This window comes from Actinomadura decatromicini (assembly GCF_008121305.1).
Taxonomy (GTDB): Bacteria; Actinomycetota; Actinomycetes; order Streptosporangiales; family Streptosporangiaceae; genus Spirillospora; species Spirillospora syzygii.
This window is the reverse complement of the sequence record NZ_VSRQ01000003.1, coordinates 811,126-824,030: the sequence shown is the minus strand read 5'-3', so window position 1 is coordinate 824,030 and position 12,905 is coordinate 811,126. Positions and strand designations below refer to the sequence as shown.

Genomic DNA, 12,905 nt, shown 5'->3' with positions numbered 1-12,905 from the left:
GGGCGGCGACGCCCACGCGCGATGATCGCGCTCGCGCGGCGCGAAGACGCCGCCGTCCCCGCCGTCGATTCTCGGAGCGGGAATCCCCGCGACCAGTGGCGGGAAGCAGTCAAGATCAGGCAGGAATGGCTCGGCCACGGCCTGTCCACGGAACCGGCCGACCGGCTCACCGCCGAACGCGGCCTCAAGGCGATCTACGCGAAGATCTCACGTCCACGGCCGAAGATCGTCTGGGTGGACTCTCCGGAGGCGGCGATTCCGCTGGTCACCGGCCTGCCCACGCTCGGCGACCTGTACCGGGGGATCCGGCGGCCGGCTTCGAGGGGCGCTCCGCCGGTGGCGAGCGACGTGGCCATGGCCGGGGCGAAGTTGCGCGGAGCGCTCAGCTCGACCGTGATCCACGCCGACCCGGAACTGTCCCTGGTGCGGAAGAGCAAACGCGGTGAGCGGTGGCCCGAACTGCCGCCGCTGGACGCGATCCGTGTCGGGATTCCGTTCGGTGTCGTCCTGCATCAGGGAATCCGGGTGGCGCTGCACCAGAGCCTCGCGACCGGTTTCCGCGTGCCCGTCCGGGACGCGCTGGGCAACGGGCCCGTGCCGGTGTGCTGGTACGGGCAGCAGGACGCACCGTGGATCGCGTACTACGACGTCCTGCACCGGCTCGGCCTGGCCCGCTACAGACCGGACGACCTCGACCACCTCGCCCACTGGGCCGCGCTCGCCCGCTCGTGCGGGTGGTGGTGGCCAGGCGAGGACGTGTGCGTCGTGGTCGAGCGTCCCGAGGCGGTGAGCGTCGAACCGGTGCCCGGGACGTGGCACGACGAGGTCCAAGTCCGGAACGTTCGCTACCGGGACGGCTGGCAGCCGGTCTGATCGATGTCCGTCGTGGCGGTGGGCCCTCCTACGAGCCCACCGCCACCCGTTTGCGCGCGTACTTCACGGCGGCGGACAGCGTCGCGATGTCGTAGGCGCCGACGTGGCGGCGCCCGTTCACGAAGAAGGTCGGGGTGCCGGAGACGCCGCTCAGGTCGGCGGAGTCGACGTCCTCCGCGATCCGCGCGGCGCCCGTGCCCGAGCGCAGGTCGCGGCGGAAACGCTCGACGTCCAGGCCCAGTTCCTCCGCGTACCGGACGAGGTCGCGCGGCTGGAGCGCGTCCTGCCGGTCGAGCAGCAGGTCGTGCATCTCCCAGAAGGCGTCCTGCGCGGCGGCGGCCTCGGCGGCGTGCGCGGCGAGCTGCGCCTGCGGGTGGATGTCGTTCAGCGGCAGGTGCCGCCACACGTACCGGACGTCCCCGTGGTCGGCGAGCAGCTCCCGGATCACCGCCTCGGCCTGCCCGCAGTACGGGCACTCGAAGTCGCCGTACTCGACGACCGTGACGGGCGCCCGGTCCGGCCCCCGGACGTGGTCGCGGCCCGGGTCGACCGGCGCGGCCAGGTCGACGATGCTCTCCGCCGTGCCGAGCAGCGCCCGCAGCCGCAGCCGCGCGGGCAGCAGCGCCGCGACGCGGACCACGGTCCACGTGACGACCGTCGCGGCGAGCGCCGCGAGCAGCACGCCGATCTTCGCCTCCTCCAGCTCGTCGCCGGTGAACGACAGCGTCGCGATCAGCAGCGCGACGGTGAACCCGATCCCGGCGATCGCGCCGCCGCCCGCGACGGCGGCCCAGCCGACCGGCGGGCGCAGCCGCCCCTCGCTCACCCGCCGGACGAGCCACGAGAAGCCGACGATGCCGACCGGTTTCCCGACCACGTAGCCGACGAGGATGCCGAGCGTGATCGGGGACGTGAAGGCGCGGCCGAGGAACCCGGCGCTGATCGGGACGCCCGCGTTGGCCAGCGCGAACAGCGGCACGATCACGTAGCTCGTCCATGGGTGGATCAGGAGCTGGAGCCGCTCGTTCGGGGAGATCGCGGCGGCCACGCCGGTCCGCGCGGACCGGGCGAACTCCGGGGTGGGCTGCTCGCGGAACAGCCGGAACACCTCGGTCGCGCGCTCCAGGTCGCTCCGCGCCGCCGGGTGCGCGTACGTCAGCAGGCCCATCGCAAGGCCGACGACCACCGGCTCCACCCCGGACGAGTACAGCGCCCCCCACGCGGCCACGCCGAGGACGAGGTACACCGCGACCTGCCGGATCCCCAGCGCGCGGACGACCACCGTCGCCGCGAGCAGGCCCGCCGCGAGCAGCAGCGGCGGCGCCGAGACGTCCTCGCTGTAGACGGTGGCGATCACGAGGAGCGCGACGACGTCGTCCACGACCGTCGCGGTCAGCAGGTACGCGCGGAGCCGGGCCGGGAACCTGCGTCCGACCAGCGCGAGCACGCCCAGCGCGAACGCCGTGTCGGTCGACATCGCGATGCCCCAGCCGTGCGCGGACGGCCGTCCGGCGTTCACCGCCAGGTAGATCCCGACCGGGACGAGCATCCCGCCGATCCCGGCCGCGAGCGGCAGCGCGAGCCGCCGCCGGTCGCGCAGCTCGCCCATGTCGAACTCGCGGCGCGCCTCCAGCCCGACGACGAAGAAGAACACCGTCATCAGGCCGCCGTTGACCCAGTGCCGCAGGTCCTGCGAGATCCCGGCGCCGCCGAGCCGGACCGACAGGTGCGTCGACCAGGCCCGCTCGTAGGACGCCTGGTCCGCGTTCGCCCAGGCCAGGGCGGCGAGCGTGGCGGCCAGCAGGACCACCGCGCCGCCGGTCTCGGTGCGCATGAACTCGCGGAGCGGGGTGCGCAGGTTCCGCGCCCATGCCGTCGTCCGTCCGGCGAACGGCCCGGCCGCCTGGCCTTCCGTCATCGCTCCGTCGTCACGCGCAGCCACACCATCCCGCTGAGGTCGAGCCAGGCCGCGTCCGGTGTGCGAACCAGGCGCAACATCACATGATCGCATCCGGGGCAGCGGGCGACCATGCCGGGCGCGCGGTCGTACACCGCGAGCGCGGCGACCGGGCCGGTGCGGCCGCAGTTGACGCAGCGTCCGGCGGCGTCGGTGACGTCCATGGCGAGCAGGGCGAACAGCTCGCCGAGCGGCCCGGCGAGCGCGTTTCCGTCCACGTACTCCGGGTTTCGCGCGGTCATGTCGATCAGCCTCCGCTCAGCCGAACCGTTCGGTCTTGATCCGGCGCGGGTCGTGGCCGCGGGCGACCAGCAGGTCGGCGGCCGCCTCCACGAATCCTGTCGGTCCGCACACGAAACAGTCGCTGTCCAGGCCGACCCGCGCGAGGTCGGCGGGGGCGAGGCGGCCGGGCGGGCGCGGCCAGCCGTCCGGGGCCTCGCGGGTGTAGAGGAGCGCCACGTTCAGGCCGTCGTCGGGACGCCGGAGTTCGTCGGCGAAGTACACGTCGGACGGCGTCCGGACGGAATAGAGGAGCGTGAACGGCGTCCCGTCCCCGGATCGGCGGCGCGCCCGGATCATCGCCATCAGTGGCGCGATTCCCGACCCGCCTGCGACGAGCAACACAGGCCGTACCGGGGGGTGTGGGGGGTCGTCCCCCCACACGAAACCGGCCCGTTCCGTTCCGGGCCGCCAGACGAACCAGCCGCCCACCGGGCCGCGAAGCTCGACCGGGTCTCCGAGGCCGATGACATCGGTCAGATAGGGGGACACCTCGCCGTCCGCTATCCGCTGGACGGTCAGTTCCACCCGGTCGGGTGCGGAAAGCGAATAGCTGCGCTGCGCGGTGTACCCGTCGTCCGCGGTCAACCGCAGGTCGACGTGCTGACCGGCTGTCTGGCCGGGCCAGTCCGGGACGTCGAAGACCAGCGTGCGCGCCGTCTCGGTCTCCCGGCGCGCCTCGGCGAGCCGCGCGACGCGCCAGGCTAGTCGCCCTGGTACCGCTGCTCGCGCCATGGGTCGCCGTAGTCGTGGTAGCCCGCGGACTCCCAGAAACCGGGCTCGTCGTCGGTGAGCAGCCGGATTCCGCGCACCCATTTCGCCGACTTCCAGAAATACAGGTGCGGCACCAGCAGCCGCGCCGGTCCGCCGTGCTCGGGCGCCAACTCCTCGCCGTTGTAGCGGTGGACGATCCACGCCTGCCCATCGAGCAGGTCCGCGAGCGGCAGATTGGTCGTGTAGCCGCCGTAGGAGTGGACGAGCGCGAAATCGGCCTCGGTGTCGACGTCCGCGAGCAGGGCGTCCACCGACACACCCTCCCATTCGGTGCCCAGCTTGGACCATTTGGTGACGCAGTGGATGTCGACCTTCGGCCGTTCGGCCGGCAGGTCCAGGAACTCACGCCACGTCCAGCGGTGCTCTCGGCCCGTCTCCGTGGTGACGGTGAACTCCCATTCGTCCTCCCGCATCCGCGGGGTCGGGCCCGCCGACAGCACCGGGAAGTCGTTGGTCAGGTACTGCCCCGGCGGCAGCTCGGCGGCGGACTCGCGCCGCCGACCGTGAAAGCCGGGCGAGACGGTCCCCATCGCAGCCTCCTCAGTCGAGTGGGACGGGGGTTTCGTTGGATCGTCCCCGCCGAGGGCGGGGTGACGCGAAACCGCGCCCCATGAGGCCCCAAAGAATTCGGCCAGGCCGGGGCGGCTCGCCTTCGGGAGACGGCTCGGGCTTGGTCACGCGTGGGTCCGCCTGCGGGTCATCGCCTGGAGCGCCGCGGTGGCGTCGAGCAGCGGCGGCACGAAGCTCGCGCGCGTGCCGGAGGCGGTCACGGCGGTCCTGATCTCGGCGGCGGACGCGGTCGGGAACAGCGACCAGAGGAGCGCGATCGTCCCGGTGACGAAGGGGGCGGCGACGCTCGTGCCGCTCCGGGCGAGCGGCGGGCCGTCCGGGCCGAGGCTCGTCACCCGGTCGCCGGGGCCGCCGAGGCCGCGCCGCCCGATCGAGCGGCCGAGGTTGGAGCCGCGCATGGGACGTCCCGTCCGGTCGTAGGCGGTGACGGGCAGGACCCAGGGGTGGCCGGTGAGCGCGTTGCTCCCGGCGGCCCGGTCGTCGCCCGCCGCGACGACGATGAGCACGCCCTGCCGCGCGGCGTGGTCGAGCGCGTCGACGAGCCGCCGCTCGTGGTCGGGACGGGGCCGGTCCATGGCGGCGCTGACGTTCACGACGCGGGCGCCCGCCGCGGCGCAGGCGAGTATTCCGGTGGCGACGTCCTCGGGAGTGGCGGTCGGCGTCCGGCCGTTCCCGGAATGGTCGGTGAAAACCGCGTGGACGTAGATTGTGCATTCCGGGCAAATGGCGGGAGCGCCGGAGTCGCGCCGCGCGGCCAGGATTCCGGCGATGAAAGTGCCGTGCAGGCAGGCCGGGTGGCCGGGCCGGGCGCAGGTCGCCTCATGCCCGCCCGGCGTGCCCACGACGCGCGCGCCCCACAGGGCCGGATGCCCGGACAGGACGGGCCCGTCGACGATTCCGACGCCAATACCGGGACTTCCGGCGGAGCGTTCCATCAAAGGGCCGAGACCGACCAGAGAGAGCGAATCCATGAAACCCGACCACCCCCAGGCGCGGTCCGTGGCAAAATCATCGTGACAGCGCCCATGCTTGATCGCAAGGTCGGGAAAAGCCATTAACCGAGGTCGGAGGCGGCCGGAACAGGCCAGTGCAGAACGAAACGGCGGAACTGCGTTCCGTCAGCCGCGGACGAAGACCCGGTGGATTCTGACGGGCGTCGCCGGCTCGCCGTCGTCGGGGCCGTTCTCGCCCGGGATGATGCCGCCCTTGACGATCCGGTCCAGAACGCGGAGACCCGAGGTCACCTTGCCGAGGACGGTGTACGCGGGCGGGATGTCGGCGCGCGAGTGGACGATGAAGAACTGACTTCCGTTGGTGTCCGGGCCCCAGTTGCCCATGGCGACCGTCCCGCGCGGATACTTCTCCTGGCCGGTCAGTTCGTCGTCGAACTTGTACCCGGGCCCGCCCTTCTCGGCGGCGTAGATGTCGCCGCACTGCAGGACGCCGAGCCGCGGCGAGTTCGTCAGCCGCCAGCACCGCGTGCGGTCATAGAACCGCTGCCGCGACAGGCTCACGAAATTGTGCACCGCACACGGTGCGTCACCCCTGTCCATCCGTATGCGCACATCGCCGAAGTTCGTGCCGATGACGACGTCCACCTTGCCGTGGGAACGCGCTTTGGAACGCGGCGGGTGCACCCGTTTCGCAGGCGGATTGTCGGGTGTCGGAGTGAACACGCACCGGACCGCGTGCCCGCCCTTTTCCGGTGACGCCGCGTGAGCGGTGCCGGACGGGACGACGAGCGCGGCGGCAAAACCGGCGGCCAGGGCGAGGACGGTCCAGCGCGGTCTCATACCGCATTACCGTAGTGATCATCGCGGCACCGGCCTAGTGGCAAAAACCGACGAACTGGCCAGCGTCTAAATGGCGGCCGCCTGGACGAGATAGAGCACCGCCAAAACGGCGGCCGCCGACCCCAGCGTGAACTTGAGCGCGGTCTCGGGAAGCCTGGGTTGCAGGCGCGCCCCGGCGTATCCGCCGATCAGCCCGCCCAGCCCGCAGGCCACGCCGAGCGTCCAGTGCGGGGCGACGTCGCCGTGCGCGGTGAGCGAGAGCACCGCGTAGGTCGCCGCGCCCGCCACCGACGTGAGGAACGTGGACGCCAGCGCGGCGGGCGCGACCTCGGAGACGGGCATGCCGCGTCCGACCAGCACGGGCCCGATGATCGACCCGCCGCCGATGCCGTAGACGCCGCCGACCGTGCCGACGGCCAGCGCGAGCCCGGTGACGAAGCGGGTGGACGGCCGTCCGGCGCGCCGCCGGGCCGGGCGCAGCGCCCGGACGCACAGCCACACCCCGAGGGGCAGCAGGAGCAGTCCGACCAGCAGCCGGAACACCACCGGCCCGGGGACGGCGAACACCCGGATCACCGCCCCGGCGACGACGCCGGGGAGCGTCCCGGCGACCAGCAGCCGCGTCAGCGGCCCGGCGAGGCTCCCCTGGCGGTGGTGCCGGACCAGGGCGCCGGGCCCGGCGACGACGTTGAACAGCAGGTTGGTCGGGGTGACCGCCGGGTTCGGGACGTTCAGCAGGCTGAGCTGCGCGGGAAGCAGGAACACCGCCCCCGACACCCCGACCGGGGCCGTCACGACCGCGATCGACGCCCCGGCGGCGAACCCGAACAGCAGCTCCGGCATCACCGGACAAAGCCTGCCTTACCGCCCTGCTCAGCGGTGCTCCCGGGGCTCCCCGAAGAAGCTTGACCATATTTCAGGTTGACTTAGTAGGGAATCCCGGCCATGCTGGGTCTCATGCATTCGGGTCTCGCTCTCTGGACGCGACCGCACGTCGACTTCGGACGGCTCGCCGGCGGTCTGTGTCGTAGCTCCACGTCCAAGTGACGCATGGCGCACGACCAACGACGCGGAGAGTGGGAGACCGGAGCGATGACGATTGGCACGACCATCCCGGAGAGGGTCGGGAACGGAGACACGGCGCTCGCCGCCACGGTGTCCGACCTCGCCGAGAACCTGGACGCCTGGCTGCCGCGCGTGCGGCTGAGCGCCCAGGGACGCTGGTACGAGCGGTTGCACCGGGACGACGAGCGCGAGCTCTGGCTGATCAGCTGGCTGCCCGGCCAGACGACCGGGCTGCACGACCACGGTGGTTCGCGGGGCGCGTTCGCGGTGGCGCTCGGCAGCCTCCAGGAGCGCGACCTCGGTACGGTGCGGGACCTGTCGCCCGGCGAGTCCCGCGCCTTCGGGGCGGACTACGTCCACGAGGTGCGCAACGTGTCGGCCGCGCCCGCGGTGAGCGTGCACGTGTACTCGCCGCCGCTGTCGACCATGAATCGGTACGACCTGCACGACGGCCGCCTGGTGCGGCTTGTGACCGAAGAGGCCGGTCAATGGTGACCCGGCCGAACGGTGGAGGAGGCGCCGGAGGCTGACGCACCGGTGGTGCGCGGCAGTGGACCACCTCCCCTGCGAGGGCCTGGCCCGGTCGTGGCGTGGTATCGGGCCAGGCCCTACCTCCTCCGTCAAGCACGTCTCCGTACGCGGAGCAACACGAGCAACACACCCGCGCCCGAGATCGCCATGCCGAGCACCACGCTCCCGGTGAGGTCCTGCCCGAGGACGGGCACGGCGAGCACCGCCGTCACCGGCGGGACCAGGTAGAGCAGGCTGGTCGCGGCGCCGCCCGTCCCGCGCCGCAGCAGGGCGAACAGCAGGATCAGCGCGCCGATCGAGTTGACGACCGCCAGCCACGCGAGCGAGCCGAGCGCCGCCGCGCTGAGCGGCATCCGCAGCCCGCCGTGCGCCATGGCCAGCGGGAACGTCGTCACGGTCGCGCCGAGGAGCTGGACGGCCGTTCCGGTCCGGAGGTCGACCGTGCCGCCGAACCGCTTCTGGTACAGCGTCCCGGCGGCGAGCCCGGCCAGCGCCAGCCCCGTGTAGGCGTATCCGGCGCCGCTCGCGCCGCCCCCCGAGACGTTCCCGCTCACGCAGACGACGACGCCCGCGAGGCCGAGGGCGAGCCCGGCCCACTGCCGTCCGGTCAGCCGCTCGGCGAACATCGGGACGGCGACCGCCGCGACGATCAGCGGGCACGCGCTCATGATCAGCGCCGAGAGCCCCGCCGGGACGCCGTGCCCGAGCCCGAGCCCGAAGAACACCCCGCCGAGCTGGACGGTCTGCAGCAGCACGCCCGTCACCAGCAGGGTCACGATCGGCGATTCCCTGAATTGCGGCGCGCTCCTTCCCCGGTACCCCTCTCGGAAATGGAAACCTATGAAGCCTCGCTGACGATCAGTCGGCCGCCGCCGCGGCATACCGCGCTTGCAGTAGGCGGACGTTCGTCCGACGGCACGATTCGCGTTCGCGGAGGTCCGGGTAGGGTCCGCGTATGAGCTGCGGATTGTCCGGTTTCTGGGCCCGGGTCCGGGACCCGGCGATCGCGGCCGGGGTGGCGGCGATGCTGCTCGGCGCCGCGCTGGCCCAGGATCACACCCCTTCCGACCTTGATTTCCTCGGCTACGCGCTGGTGGTGGTCGGCGGGCTGGCGCTCGTCGGCCTGCGCCGCGCCCCCGTGCCCGTCCTGGTGGTCACGGGGCTGTGCGCGGTCGGGTACAAGGCGGTCGGGTTCGAGGTGCCCGCGGTCGCGTACCTGTTCGCGGTCTACACGGCCGTCCGGTCGGGGCATCGCACCGTGACGCTGGCGGTGAGCGCGGCCCTGCTGGCGGCCCTTCCGGTCGCGGCGATGGCGTCGTCCGGGGACCGGCCGCTGAGCGACGCGTTCGCGCAGGCGCAGGGCGTCCTCGAACTGGCCTGGCTGGTCGCCGCGGGCGCCGCCGGGGAGGCGCTGCGGCAGGCGGAGCTGCGGGCGGACGAGGCCGAGCGCACCCGCGAGGAGGCCGCCCGGCTGCGCGCGACGGAGGAGCGGCTGCACATCGCGCGGGAGCTGCACGACTCGCTCACCCACCAGATCTCGATCATCAAGGTGCAGGCCGGGGTCGCCGTGCACCTGGCCCGCAAGCGGGGCGAGCCGGTGCCGGAGGTGCTGCTCGCGATCCAGGAGGCGGGACGGGAGGCGACGCGGGAGCTGCGCGCGACGCTGGAGACGCTGCGCGACGACGAGCGGTCGCCGTCGCGCGGGCTCGACCACGTCCCCGAACTGGTGGAGAGGGCGCGGGGGATCGGCCTGGAGACGACGCTGACCATCGAGGGGCAGCGGCAGGACGTGCCGGTCGCGGTCGACCAGACGGCGTACCGGATCGTCCAGGAGTCGCTGACCAACACGGCGCGGCACGCGGCCGCCGCCACGGCGTCCATCCGGATCGACTACCGCCCGGGGACGCTCGCCATTCGCGTCGACGACGACGGAAAGGCGACGCCGGGTGTTTCGCCGGTTCCGGGCGTCGGGCTGCTCGGCATGCGGGAGCGCGTCACGGCCCTCGGCGGGCGGCTGAGCGCCGAGCCGCGCAGCGAGGGCGGGTTCAGCGTGCGGGCGGAATTCCCGGTGGGTGAGCTGTCGTGATCCGCGTCCTGCTGTGCGACGACCAGCCGCTGATCAGGGGCGGTTTCCGGGCCCTGCTGAAGGCCGAGGACGACATCGACGTCGTCGCCGAGGCCGGGGACGGGCAGGAGGGCCTGGCGCTCATCAAGGAGCACCTCCCGGACATCGCGCTCATCGACATCCAGATGCCCGTCATGGACGGAATCGAGACGACCCGCCGCATCGCCGCCGACCCGGACCTCGCCGGGGTCCACGTGGTCATCCTGACCAATTACGGCTTCGACGAATACGTCTTCAACGCGTTGCGGGCCGGCGCCGCCGGATTCCTCGTCAAGGACATCGAGCCCGACGACCTGCTGCATTCCGTCCGGGTCGCGGCGCGGGGGGACGCGCTGCTCGCGCCGTCCATCACCCGGATGCTGATCAGCCGGTACGTCGCTCAGCCCCTCAATCCCGGGGTCGGGGAGGGGCTGAAGGAACTGACGAACCGGGAGCGCGAGGCCGTTCTGCTGGCCGCTCAGGGATTGTCGAACGACGAGATCGCCGACCGGATGGTGATCAGCCCGTTCACGGCGAAGACGCACATCAACCGGGCGATGGCGAAGCTCCAGGCCCGTGACCGGGCCCAGCTCGTCGTCCTCGCCTATGAGTCCGGATTGGTGGCCCCTCGGAGTCAATGACTCCGAGGGGCCACCGGCCGTGAACTCAGACTCCCGCCGTTTCCTCGACCTGAGGAATGGCGGACGGCATCCGCTTCCGGCGTCCGGGCATCCACCAGTTGGCCTTGCCGAACATTTCCATCACGGCCGGGACGAGCACCATCCGGACGATCGTCGCGTCGATGAGCACGGCGACCGCCATGCCGAGGCCGATCTGCTTGACCGCCACGTCCGGGCCGAGCAGGGACGTCGTGAAGACGGCGACCATGATGGCGGCCGCGGCGGTGATGACCTTGGCGGTCCGCACCAGGCCGCGGGTGACGGCCGTCCGGGTGTCGCCGGACCGCTCGTACTCCTCGCGGATCCGCGAGACGAGGAACACCTCGTAGTCCATCGACAGGCCGAAGAGCAGGGCGAACATCAGCATCGGCACCCAGCTCGCGATCGGCGTCTCGGTCGGGAAACCGAGCGGCCCGCCCAGCCACCCCCACTGCACGATCGCCACCAGCACCCCGTACGCGGCGCCGATCGACAGCAGGTTCAGCACGGCGGCCTGCAACGCGATCGTCACCGACCGGACCAGCGCGACCAGCAGCACCAGCGACATCGCGACCACGACCGCGATCATCAGCGGCAGCCGCGCGCCGATGTCGGCGGAGAAGTCGATCGCGAGGGCGTTCGGGCCGCCGAGCCGGACGTCCGCGCCGCCGGGCGCGCCGGGCAGGACGTCGTCGCGGAGGCGGTGCACGAGGTCGGCGGTCGCCTCGTCCTGGAAGCCGGTCGAGGGGAACGCCATGAAGATCGCGGCCTGCCCGTCCCGGCTGGTCCGGGGCGGGGTGACGGAGGCGACGCCCTCCGTCGCGCGGACCGCCTCGACGACCGGGCCCAGGTCGGACCGCGCCCCCGTCTCGGTCGCGAAGATCAGCGGCGCGCCGTAGCCCGGCCCGAAGCCCTCCGAGACGATCACATGGGACGTGTAGCTGCTGCGGTCGTGGGGCTGGACGCTCGCGTCCGGCAGGCTCAGCCGCATCGACAGCAGCGGCGCGGCGAGCACCAGCAGGCCCGCGCCCGCCAGCGTCGCCGCGATCAGCGGACGGCGCTGCACGACACCGGCCCAGCGCTCCGCCGGGGTGCGCCGCTCCCGCGCCGGCCCCCGCCCGCCGCGGCGCGGCAGCCGCAGCGAGTTGATCCGGTGGCCGGTGAAGCCGAGGAACGCGGGCAGCAGGGTGACCGCGGCGGCCATCGTCACGAGCACGGTCAGCGCCGCGGCGACGGCGACGCCGGTGATCAGCCGCTGGCCGACGACCGTCAGGCCGAGCAGGGCGATCATGACGGTCGTCCCGGCGAACAGGACGGCGTGCCCGGCGGTCGTGATCGCCTTGACGGCGGCCGCCTCGGGGCCGTCGCCGTCCTGGAGGGCCTCCTTGTAGCGGGTCACGATGAACAGGGCGTAGTCGATGCCGACGCCGAGCCCGATCAGCGCGGCGACGATCACGGTGAAGTCGGGCGCGGGGATGACGTATCCGACCAGCCTGATCATGGCGATGCCCCCGAGGATCGCCATCAGCGCGGTCACGATCGGCAGGCCCATCGCCACCAGCGAGCCGAAGGCGATGAACAGGATCACGGCGGCGGCGAGCACCCCGACGCCCTCGGCCGGACCCTGCGCCGGGGTCTCGGCCTTCTCCGCCATCTCGCCGCCGAGGCCCAGCGTGACGCCGCCGCCGGAGGCGTCCTTGACCGCGTCCACCAGCGGCTTCACGTCGGACTTCGGCGGCTCCTTTACCGTCAGCGGGATCGTCGTGCGGGCGATGCGGCGATCGGCCGTGACCAGGCTCCCGTCCTGGTACGGCGACGTCACCGGGCCCGTCACGGGCGAGTCGGCCAGTTCGGCGATGACCTTCTCGACCTTCCGCCGGACGGCCGGGTCGTCGACTCCCCGGTCCGCCTTGACGGCGAGGGTCAGCGTGTCACCCTGCTGCTCGGGGAAATGCCTTTCGACGATCCGCTGCGCCTTCGCCGACCCGGAATCGCCGCCGGAGAAATCGTTGTCGTAGGCCGCGCCATATCCGAACCCGGCGAACGCCACGGCGAGCACGCCGGCGATCCAGGCCAGGACGACCAGGCGGCGGCGCCGGAAGCAGAACCGGGCCAGTCTCGCCAGGACTCCATCCGGAGGCGGGTTCTCGGTGGGCATCATCGTTCTCCTCGCGTCTTTGGGCGTCCCTCCAATGCTTGTGTTTCGGCTGTTCGGCGTCGTCGTGCAGGAAAAGGCACTATCGGCCCCCCGCTACCGCGCCCGCGGTACTCCGCGCGCGGTAGCCCACCCGCGCACGGCC

Annotated in this window: 13 protein-coding genes; 4 read left to right on the top strand and 9 right to left on the bottom strand. The window is 72.5% G+C overall.

Going from position 1 to position 12,905, the window contains the following annotated elements; genetic code table 11:
- Positions 1 to 21 precede the first annotated feature (21 nt).
- The gene (locus FXF68_RS17530) at positions 22 to 873 is read left to right on the top strand and encodes a DUF6745 domain-containing protein (protein ID WP_148760385.1); all 852 of its coding nucleotides are present in this window, start codon (positions 22 to 24) and stop codon (positions 871 to 873) included.
- A 28-nt stretch (positions 874 to 901) separates the two neighbouring features.
- Here FXF68_RS17530 and nhaA read toward each other — a convergent pair whose 3' ends face one another.
- From nhaA to FXF68_RS17495, 7 genes are all read right to left on the bottom strand, one after another.
- Positions 902 to 2,791, bottom strand: a complete 1,890-nt coding sequence (gene nhaA, locus FXF68_RS17525) for a Na+/H+ antiporter NhaA (RefSeq protein WP_148760383.1) — start codon at positions 2,789 to 2,791, stop codon at positions 902 to 904.
- Positions 2,788 to 3,072 (bottom strand): DUF6510 family protein, encoded by a 285-nt coding sequence (locus FXF68_RS17520; protein ID WP_148760381.1) that lies wholly within the window; start codon positions 3,070 to 3,072, stop codon positions 2,788 to 2,790. The genes nhaA and FXF68_RS17520 overlap by 4 nt, the downstream gene beginning before the upstream one ends.
- Before the next feature lie 16 nt (positions 3,073 to 3,088).
- Positions 3,089 to 3,844 carry a ferredoxin reductase gene (locus FXF68_RS17515; RefSeq protein WP_148760379.1) on the bottom strand — a complete coding sequence of 252 codons (756 nt, stop codon included), beginning with the start codon at positions 3,842 to 3,844 and terminating at the stop codon, positions 3,089 to 3,091.
- Positions 3,814 to 4,413, bottom strand: a complete 600-nt coding sequence (locus FXF68_RS17510) for a sulfite oxidase-like oxidoreductase (protein WP_148760377.1) — start codon at positions 4,411 to 4,413, stop codon at positions 3,814 to 3,816. Before FXF68_RS17510 ends, FXF68_RS17515 begins: the two co-directional genes overlap by 31 nt.
- Positions 4,414 to 4,557: 144 nt before the next feature.
- Positions 4,558 to 5,424 carry a S8 family serine peptidase gene (locus FXF68_RS17505; protein WP_148760375.1) on the bottom strand — a complete coding sequence of 289 codons (867 nt, stop codon included), beginning with the start codon at positions 5,422 to 5,424 and terminating at the stop codon, positions 4,558 to 4,560.
- A 147-nt stretch (positions 5,425 to 5,571) separates the two neighbouring features.
- Positions 5,572 to 6,246, bottom strand: coding sequence for a peptidylprolyl isomerase (locus FXF68_RS17500; protein WP_148760374.1), 675 nt, complete (start codon positions 6,244 to 6,246; stop codon positions 5,572 to 5,574).
- Positions 6,247 to 6,312: 66 nt separating this feature from the next.
- Positions 6,313 to 7,089 carry a sulfite exporter TauE/SafE family protein gene (locus FXF68_RS17495; protein WP_148760861.1) on the bottom strand — a complete coding sequence of 259 codons (777 nt, stop codon included), beginning with the start codon at positions 7,087 to 7,089 and terminating at the stop codon, positions 6,313 to 6,315.
- A 249-nt stretch (positions 7,090 to 7,338) separates the two neighbouring features.
- Between FXF68_RS17495 and FXF68_RS17490 the strand changes: the two genes are divergently transcribed.
- Complete coding sequence (locus FXF68_RS17490; RefSeq protein WP_148760372.1) at positions 7,339 to 7,806, top strand: cysteine dioxygenase; 468 nt, start codon at positions 7,339 to 7,341, stop codon at positions 7,804 to 7,806.
- 125 nt (positions 7,807 to 7,931) lie between these two features.
- On the opposite strand, the gene FXF68_RS17485 is transcribed toward FXF68_RS17490, so the two are convergent.
- Positions 7,932 to 8,618, bottom strand: coding sequence for a DMT family transporter (locus tag FXF68_RS17485; protein WP_187437973.1), 687 nt, complete (start codon positions 8,616 to 8,618; stop codon positions 7,932 to 7,934).
- A 179-nt stretch (positions 8,619 to 8,797) separates the two neighbouring features.
- Here FXF68_RS17485 and FXF68_RS17480 point away from each other — a divergent pair, with 179 nt between their 5' ends.
- Together FXF68_RS17480 and FXF68_RS17475 are read left to right on the top strand one after the other, a co-directional pair.
- Positions 8,798 to 9,928, top strand: coding sequence for a sensor histidine kinase (locus FXF68_RS17480; RefSeq protein WP_148760368.1), 1,131 nt, complete (start codon positions 8,798 to 8,800; stop codon positions 9,926 to 9,928).
- Entirely contained in the window at positions 9,925 to 10,587 is a 663-nt protein-coding gene (locus FXF68_RS17475; RefSeq protein ID WP_148760366.1) for a response regulator, read from the top strand. The genes FXF68_RS17480 and FXF68_RS17475 overlap by 4 nt, the downstream gene beginning before the upstream one ends.
- A 25-nt stretch (positions 10,588 to 10,612) precedes the next feature.
- Here the strand turns inward: FXF68_RS17475 and FXF68_RS17470 are convergent, their stop codons facing one another.
- Positions 10,613 to 12,763 carry an MMPL family transporter gene (locus tag FXF68_RS17470; protein ID WP_148760859.1) on the bottom strand — a complete coding sequence of 717 codons (2,151 nt, stop codon included), beginning with the start codon at positions 12,761 to 12,763 and terminating at the stop codon, positions 10,613 to 10,615.
- Positions 12,764 to 12,905 lie beyond the last annotated feature (142 nt).

What these genes read in the sequence shown, in the direction of transcription:
- FXF68_RS17530 (WP_148760385.1), top strand. Translation starts at nt 22, where the DNA reads ATGATCGCGCTCGCGCGGCGCGAAGACGCCGCCGTCCCCGCCGTCGAT.
- nhaA (WP_148760383.1), bottom strand. Translation starts at nt 2,791, where the DNA reads ATGACGGAAGGCCAGGCGGCCGGGCCGTTCGCCGGACGGACGACGGCA.
- FXF68_RS17520 (WP_148760381.1), bottom strand. Translation starts at nt 3,072, where the DNA reads ATGACCGCGCGAAACCCGGAGTACGTGGACGGAAACGCGCTCGCCGGG.
- FXF68_RS17515 (WP_148760379.1), bottom strand. Translation starts at nt 3,844, where the DNA reads ATGGCGCGAGCAGCGGTACCAGGGCGACTAGCCTGGCGCGTCGCGCGG.
- FXF68_RS17510 (WP_148760377.1), bottom strand. Translation starts at nt 4,413, where the DNA reads ATGGGGACCGTCTCGCCCGGCTTTCACGGTCGGCGGCGCGAGTCCGCC.
- FXF68_RS17505 (WP_148760375.1), bottom strand. Translation starts at nt 5,424, where the DNA reads ATGGATTCGCTCTCTCTGGTCGGTCTCGGCCCTTTGATGGAACGCTCC.
- FXF68_RS17500 (WP_148760374.1), bottom strand. Translation starts at nt 6,246, where the DNA reads ATGAGACCGCGCTGGACCGTCCTCGCCCTGGCCGCCGGTTTTGCCGCC.
- FXF68_RS17495 (WP_148760861.1), bottom strand. Translation starts at nt 7,089, where the DNA reads ATGCCGGAGCTGCTGTTCGGGTTCGCCGCCGGGGCGTCGATCGCGGTC.
- FXF68_RS17490 (WP_148760372.1), top strand. Translation starts at nt 7,339, where the DNA reads ATGACGATTGGCACGACCATCCCGGAGAGGGTCGGGAACGGAGACACG.
- FXF68_RS17480 (WP_148760368.1), top strand. Translation starts at nt 8,798, where the DNA reads ATGAGCTGCGGATTGTCCGGTTTCTGGGCCCGGGTCCGGGACCCGGCG.
- FXF68_RS17470 (WP_148760859.1), bottom strand. Translation starts at nt 12,763, where the DNA reads ATGCCCACCGAGAACCCGCCTCCGGATGGAGTCCTGGCGAGACTGGCC.